The organism is Neisseria sp. HMSC073G10 (assembly GCF_001812605.1).
Lineage (GTDB): Bacteria > Pseudomonadota > Gammaproteobacteria > Burkholderiales > Neisseriaceae > Neisseria > Neisseria subflava_A.
In genome coordinates this window covers 1,005-8,864 of the sequence record NZ_KV809546.1, presented here as the reverse complement: position 1 = coordinate 8,864, position 7,860 = coordinate 1,005, and the positions used below count along the sequence as shown (strand labels likewise).

Annotated in this window: 3 protein-coding genes; all 3 read left to right on the top strand. The window is 59.6% G+C overall.

What is annotated here, in order from left to right; all coding sequences use genetic code 11:
- Positions 1-456: transposase (locus HMPREF2865_RS11370; RefSeq protein WP_141752554.1), on the top strand; the 456-nt coding region annotated here is incomplete at its 5' end.
- Between the two features lie 372 nt (positions 457-828).
- Positions 829-2,574, top strand: a complete 1,746-nt coding sequence (locus HMPREF2865_RS11365) for a ShlB/FhaC/HecB family hemolysin secretion/activation protein (protein WP_070461294.1) — start codon at positions 829-831, stop codon at positions 2,572-2,574.
- 68 nt (positions 2,575-2,642) lie between these two features.
- A partial coding sequence (locus HMPREF2865_RS11360) for a two-partner secretion domain-containing protein (protein ID WP_141752555.1) occupies positions 2,643-7,860 on the top strand: 5,218 nt, incomplete at its 3' end.

Below are 7,860 nucleotides of genomic sequence, written 5' to 3'. Positions count from 1 at the left end.
AACGGCCTCTACAAACTCGGTTACAAACAACATAACCGCACCGATGAGGAAGGCTATATCAAGAAACTGCACATTACCCCCGCCAATGCACATGAGTGCAAACACCTGTCGCCTTTGTTGGAAGGGTTACCCAAAGGTACGACCGTCTATGCCGATAAAGGCTATGACAGTAAGGAAAACCGGCAACATCTGAAAGAACATCAGTTGTTGGACGGCATTATGCGCAAAGCCCACCGTAACCATCCGTTGTCGGAAGCGCAAACTAAACGCAACCGATATTTGTCAAAGACCCGTTATGTGGTCGAACAAAGCTTCAGTACGCTGCACCGTAAATTCCGCTACTCCCGGGCAGCCTATTTCGGTCTGAGCAAAGTGAGTGCACAAAGCCATCTGAAGGCGATGTGTTTGAACCTTTTGAAAGCCGCTAACAGGCTAAGTGCGCCTGTTGCTGCCTAAAAGGCGGATCGGATGCCTGATTATGGGGTGTCCGGGCAGGATTAAGGGGGTATTTGGGTAGAATTAGGAGTGATTGGGGGCGAAACAGCCGAAAACCTGTGTTTGGGTTTCGGTTGTCGAGGGAAGGGCTTTTTTGCAAAGGTCTCTAACAGTGTTTTACACAACAGCTTAAGAAAAATACGCCGGCAACATCTCAAACACCGCAACCCTTTCAGGCTGCCATAAGGCTTCACAGTATCATTCTTGAAATCTTCAGATACTGTAAACAGCGCCAGATATCTATAGATAAAGTTAAGACATTGACATTTTATCAATGATTTTGTAAAATTTAGTGAGTTTATTTTCAAGTAAAAATATACTGGGTTTAACATTATGTCCGCCATACACACCCATCTGAGTTTAGCTATTTTGGCAGCCTTTTCTTTTCAGGCTGCACTTGCCGATACCATTGAAGAAAGCGAATTCAGACGTCAGGAAATGCGACGCCGGCAGCAGGAGCAGCAGCTGCAGCGCGAAGTCGATGTGCGTTTGGAAGATACGCGGCAAAGTACGCTTACTCCGTCTGCAGCCGAATCGGCCGAATCCCCCTGTTTCCCCATTCATACCGTTACCCTGACCGGCGATGCTGCCGGCCGTTTTCAGTTTGCACTTAAAAAAGCCTTGAAAGAAACCGGCTTCCAATCCGGACAATGTTTGGGTGCGCAAGGCATCAACCGCATTATGGTTGCGGCACAAAACGCCGTTATCGGCCGCGGCTATACCACTACCCGTATTTTGGCCGCACCGCAGGATTTAAACAGCGGAACTTTGGAATTAACCGTTTTGTCCGGCAAAGTGCGCTCGGTTCGCACTGATACTTCGCACAACGACCAAACCCGTGCCGCGCGCATTGCCGCCTTTCAAAACGAAATTCCGTTGAAAGGCGGCGATATTCTGAATCTGCGCCGTATCGAGCAGGGGCTGGAAAATCTCAAGCGCGTACCCACCGCGGAAGCCGATATTCAAATCGTTCCCGCCGATGCACCCGATGAAAGCGACATCATTGTTGCCTGGCGGCAGCGGCTGCTGCCCTACCGCCTGTCGCTCGGTGTGGACGACTCCGGCAGCAAAACCACCGGCAAATACCAAGGCAGCCTGACTTTCTCTGCCGACAACCCTTTCGGCTTAAGCGATCTGTTTTATCTGTCCTACGGCCGCCATCTGGGCCATACCGACACCCATACCGACTCCGAGGGCAAAAAAACCGCCGGCGGCACCCAAAGCTACGCCTTTCACTATTCCGTTCCTGCGGGCAACTGGCTGTGGAGCTGGAACCACAACTACTACCGCTACCACCAAGCCGTGGCGGGTATCAATGAAGTGTACGACTACAACGGCAAAAGCCGTGGCAGCGACATCGGATTTACCCGCCTGCTGTACCGTGATGCGCGGCGCAAGAGCCATATCGGCTTCAAACTGTGGCAGAAAGAAAACCAAAGTTTTATCGATGATGCCGAAGTCGAAGTACAGCGCCGTAAAACCGCCGGTTGGCAGTTGAGCCTAAAACACAAGGAATACATCGGCCGCAGCACTTTGGATATCGGCCTTGGCTACAAGCGCGGCACCGGCATGGCCGATGCCATTGCCGCCCCTGAAGAGGTGTTTGATGAAGGCACTTCGAGAATGAAGGTGATCACTGCCGACATCAGCTATAACCACCCCTTCCAAATCGGCCGGCAGCACTTCGTATATGACACCGCCCTGCATGCCCAGTGGAATAAAACCCCGCTGACGCCTTTGGACAAAATCGCCATCGGCGGTCGCTACACCGTGCGCGGCTTCGACGGCGAAAGCTCACTGTCGGCCGAGCGCGGCTGGTACTGGCGCAACGAAGCCGGCTGGTATTTTCAGGCTGCCCACCAGTTTTATCTGGCGCTAGACGGCGGCCATGTTTCCGGCGACTCGGCGCAATACCTGCTCGGCCAAACCCTAATCGGCGCCGCCGCCGGCCTGCGCGGCCAGTTCAAAGCAGGCGGCAGCCTGAATTACGACCTGTTTGTCGGCAAACCGATTAAAAAACCGCAAGGCTTTAGCAAACGTACCGCCGTTTTCGGCTTCAACCTAAACTATTCGTTTTAACCGGAGAAAACACGGGCACCGCCTGCATTTGGGCTGCCTGTTTCCCATTTCCACACGGACGCAAGAACATGAACAAACACTGCCATAAAATCGTCTTCAACCGCACCCGCGGCATCCTGATGGCCGTAGCCGAGACTGCCATCGGGCAGGGCAAAAGTCCCGGCGAGCGCTCAGGCGGAGAAACCGGTGGCGGTGACGGCAGCCTAAAAACCCGTTCAGGCTGCCGTTTGCATTTGGGCACGCTGACTTTCAGCCTGCTGCTCGGTTTCGGTTCGGCCCTGATTGTGCCCGCCGCCGCTGCCGACATCCAAGCCGACAAATCCGCCCCCAAATCCCAGCAGCCCGTCATCCTGCAAACCGGCAACGGACTACCGCAGGTCAATATCCAAACCCCCACCGCCCACGGCGTATCCGTCAACCAATACCGCCGTTTCGATGTCGACACGCGCGGCACCATTCTCAACAACAGCCATAAAAGCGTATCCACCCGCCAGGCCGGCTGGATACAGGGCAACCCCTTTCTCGCCCGCGGCGAAGCCCGTGTAATCGTCAACCAAATCAACAGCAGCGACCCGAGCCGGCTGAACGGCTATATCGAAATCGCCGGCCGCCGCGCCGAAGTGGTGATGGCCAACCCCGCCGGCATCCGCGTCGACGGCGGCGGCTTTATCAACAGCGCAGGTGCCACCCTGACCACCGGCCGTCCCATCCTGGCAGACGGCCGTTTCGACGGTTTGGACATCGGCAGCGGCCGTATTGAAATCGGCGCACAGGGTCTTGACGGGCGCGGTGCCGACTACACCCGCATTCTCAGCCGTGCCGCCAAGATTGACGGCGGCATTTGGGGGCAGGACGTCCAAGTGATTGCCGCCGCCGGCCAAACCGACGCCGCAGGCAGCCTGAAAGACGCCGCCGCACCCCGCACTCCGTCTTCATCCGCCCCCGTCTTTGCCATCGACACCGGCGCCCTGGGCGGCATGTATGCCGGCAAAATCACCCTGATTGCTGCCGATGCCGGCAGCGGCATCCGCAATGCCGGCAAGATTTACGCCGGTGCCGGCGGCGTGACCCTCAGCGCCGACGGAAGACTGGCCAACAGCGGCACCGTCGCCGCCCAAGACGGCGGCACCCTGCGTCTTAACGCCGGCCAAGCCGACAACAGCGGCACCCTTTACGCCCACGGCCAAAGCAGCATCGACAGCAAAAGCAGCCTGAACAACAGCGGCCGCATTCTCAGCACCGCAGAAAACCGCATCCGCAGCGCCCGGATTGACAACAGCGGTCAAATCGACGGCGGCCGTCTGGACATTGCCGCCCCCGTATTGGACAACAGCGGCCGCATCAGCCAAAGCGGCAGTCAGGATCTGGCCGTCGATACCGCCCGCCTGGCCAACAGCGGCCGCATCGGCCTGCCGGAAAACAACAACGGCAACAGTGGAAACAGTAGCGGCAACAACGGCGGAAACGGCAACAACAATGGTTCCCACTCCGGCAACAAGCGGCCGCCCGCCAATAACGGCAACGGCAATAGCGGCAACAGTCACGGCGGCCATACCCAAGTTCCCACTCCTGCCGACGGCCGCATCAGCGTCTCCGGCCGTTTGGACAACAGCGGCACCATCGAAGCGGGCGGCCGCACCGATCTGAACGTACACAGCGAACTGGCCAACAGCGGCCGCCTCACCCTCGGCAGCCTGAAAGCAGACGGCAGCCGTTTCGACAACCGCCAAGGCGACATTCTCGCCCACAGCGCCGACATTCACAGCAGCCACAGCGACAACCGCGGCGGCGCCCTGGCCGCAGGCAGCCTGAAACTGGATGGCACCCGACTCGACAACCGCCAAGGCGCCATCCGCAGCAACAGCCAAAGCGACATCCGCCTTTCAGACGGCCTGAACAACGAACAAGGCGAAATCACCACTGCCGGCAGCCTGAAACTGGCCGCCGACAACATCACCAACCAAGACGGCAGCATCTTGGCCGGACAGGACATCGGACTGGATGCCCGGGTACTGGACGGCAGCGGCACCCTGGCCGCTGGCCGTGATGCCGCCCTCAAACTCAGCGCCGACTTTGACAGCAGCGCAGACATCGAAGCCGGCCGCACACTCAGCATCGAAAGCGGCGGCAGCATCCGCAACCGCCACCGTTTGGCCGGCGGCGCAGCCCTCGACATCCGTGCCCGGCACATCGACAACCGCGCCGAAGGCAAACTGGTTTCCGGCAGCAATACCCGTATTGGCGCCGACACCGTGGACAACCGCGGCCTGATCAACAGCAACGGCCTGACCCGTATTGATGCCGCAGACAGCCTGAACAACATCGGCAGCGGCCGCATCTACGGCAGCCGTCTCGCCCTGGGCGGCGGCAGCCTGAACAACCGCGAAGAAGCAAGCGCAGACGGCAAAAACCAAGCCCCCGTGATTGCCGCACGAGAGCGGCTGGACATCGGCATGCGCAGCATAAGCAACACCGGCAGCGGCTTTGGCCGGATTGAAAACGGCCAAGTACAAACCGGCAGCGTCTCCAGCCTGATCAGCAGCGAAGGCACACTGCATATCGGCGGCCGTTTGAATGAGCGCCATCAGGCCGAAGGCAGGGCCGAGCGCCTGGAAAACCGCGGCGCGCGGATTGAAGCAGTGGGAGGCGGGCAGATTGCCGTTCAAAAACTGGACAACCTAAACGCCGGTTTGCGCACCGAAGAATATTTGGCCGACAGCCGCCGCCAAACTGCCTACACCTTTGCCGGCGAGCCCGAACGCTACATTGACGGCGAAGACGGCAACATGAGCCAATACCGAACCAATCTGGTCTTCCGTTTCAACGAGCAGGGCAGACAGAAAAGCGGCAGTACCGAACGCAAATTCGAACGCTCCGACGTATCGGCGGTACGCCGCTACCAATACAGCCTGAACCGTTACCGCCAACGTATCGTAGAAAGCCGTCCGGGCGAAATCCTGATTGGCGGCGACCTGAAAGCCGAAGGCGGAGAATGGCGTAACAGTGACAGCAAAATCCTGATCGGTGGCACATTGTCGGGGCTTTCCAAAGACAAGATTGCCAACCACGCCACCCAAGAGCAGCGGCGTCTGGAAGAAGTCGGCATAAGCGAACATGCGACCTTCGAAAGAAGCCATGGCCACCGAGGCAGGCATCATGTCTATTGGAGAGGTGGTTATGCTTACAACAACCCGAGCGTCAGCACCCACGATTTTGAAAACCAGCTGAGCGACATTCTGCAAAACCAAGGCAGCCTGAACCCCCCTGCCGGCCATGCCGCCGCAGCCGATGCCGCCACCGCCGCCGTTGCGCCACAACGCATTAAAAGTCCCGACGGCAGCTTCAGCCTGCCCGAAAGCAGCCTGTACACCGTCCGTCCCGACCGCCCCGGCTATCTGGTCGAAACCGATCCCGCCTATGCCGACTACCGCACCTGGCTGGGCAGCGACTACATGCTCAAAGCCCTGCAAACCGATCCCAACCGCACCCACAAACGGCTGGGCGACGGCTATTACGAGCAACGCCTGATCAACGAACAGATTGCCCGTCTGACCGGCTACCGCCGTCTGGACGGCTACCCGAACGACGAAGCCCAATTCCAAGCCCTGATGGACGCCGGCATCAGCTTTGCCCGCGCCCAGCAGCTGACCCCCGGCATCGCCCTGTCCCCCGAACAAGTTGCCCGGCTGACCAGCGACATCGTCTGGCTTGAAAGCCAGACCGTTACCCTGGCCGACGGCAGCAGCCAAAGCGTACTCGTACCCAAAGTCTACGTCCTCGCCCGCCCCGGCGATCTCAACAGCGCCGGCGGACTCATCAGCGCCGACGCCCTGCAGCTGGAAGCCGGCCGCATCGACAACCGCGGTACCCTTGCCGGCCGGCGCATCGTCGATCTGGCCGCCGGCGACATCAGCAACAGCGGCCGCATCGGCGGCAAAAACGTCATACTCGACGCCCAACAACAAATCGACATCACCGGCGGCAGCATCGAAGCCGAACGGCTGCTCAGCCTCAAAGCCGACAACATCACCCTCCAAAGCAGCACCGCCCAAAGCGGCGACTCGCACAACGGCCGCACCACCGTTGACCGTGTGGCCGGACTGTATGTCAGCGGCACAGAAGACGGCCAAGGCCTGCTCAGCCTCGAAGCAGGGCACGACATCAAACTGAACGGCGCCCGCCTGGCCAACCGCGCCCGCGACGGCCACAGCCAAATGATTGCCCGCGAAGGCAGCGTCACACTCGGCACCGTCCGCACCGAAAGCCACGAAAGCTACGGCGCGGCAAACGACAAAAACCACCGCCACATTCACCAAAGCGCCGAAGCAGGCAGCCGCATCGAAGCGGCCGGCAACATCACCGTATCCGCCGGTAAAGAGCTCAGCATCCGCCAAGGCCAAATCGACAGCCAAAACGGCCGCACCACCCTGGCCGCCCAAGGAAACATCGACATCAGCGAAGGCAGCCGCACCCTGGATTTGGACGAATCCACCTACAGCAAAGACCGCAGCCTGACCGGCAGCAAAAGCCGGCTGGACCAATACCGGCGCCAACACGACGAAGCAGCCGGCAGCGTGATTACCGGCCGCGAAGTCAGAACGGCTTCCGGCGGCGACACCCGCATCCGCGGCAGCCAAGTCATCAGCGACGATCAGACCCTGATTGCCGCCCAAGGCGGAGTGCGCATTGACGCCGCAGACAACCGCTACCAAGATTGGGAAAACCACGAGCGCAAAAAGTCCGGCCTCACCGGTAGCCTGAAAAACGGCGTAGCGATGGCCGGTTACGGCAAGACCCAAGAAAACCTGCAGCAAAACAGCGTATCGTCTGCCGTAGTCTCCTCGCAGATAGGCAGCCTGAAAGGCGATACCACCGTAGCGGCGGGCGGCAAACTGAGTACCGAAGCCGCACAGCTGTATGCCGGTGGCGATCTGAAGCTGCAGGGGCGCGAAGTTTCCCTTGACGAAGCCTATAACCGCAGCGAACAGCACAGCCGGACACAGCGTAAACAAAGCGGCTTCTCGATCGGCATCACTTACGACCCCTATACCGCCGGTAAAAATGCCTGGGACAAAGCCATGCAGGGCGGCGGGTACAGCGACAGTATTGTTGGCAACTGGATGCAGCGCAGCAGCGCCTCGGCCAAAGCCAGCCAGGCGGCGGGCACGCCTGTCGTGATCAGCGGCGGCCGCAGCCGCAGCACGCAGACGCAGGATAGCAGCAGCACCGAAGCCGTCGGCAGCTCGCTGACGGCCGGCCGCCATCTCAGCATCCGTGCCACCGAAG

What these genes read in the sequence shown, in the direction of transcription:
- HMPREF2865_RS11365 (WP_070461294.1), top strand. Translation starts at nt 829, where the DNA reads ATGTCCGCCATACACACCCATCTGAGTTTAGCTATTTTGGCAGCCTTT.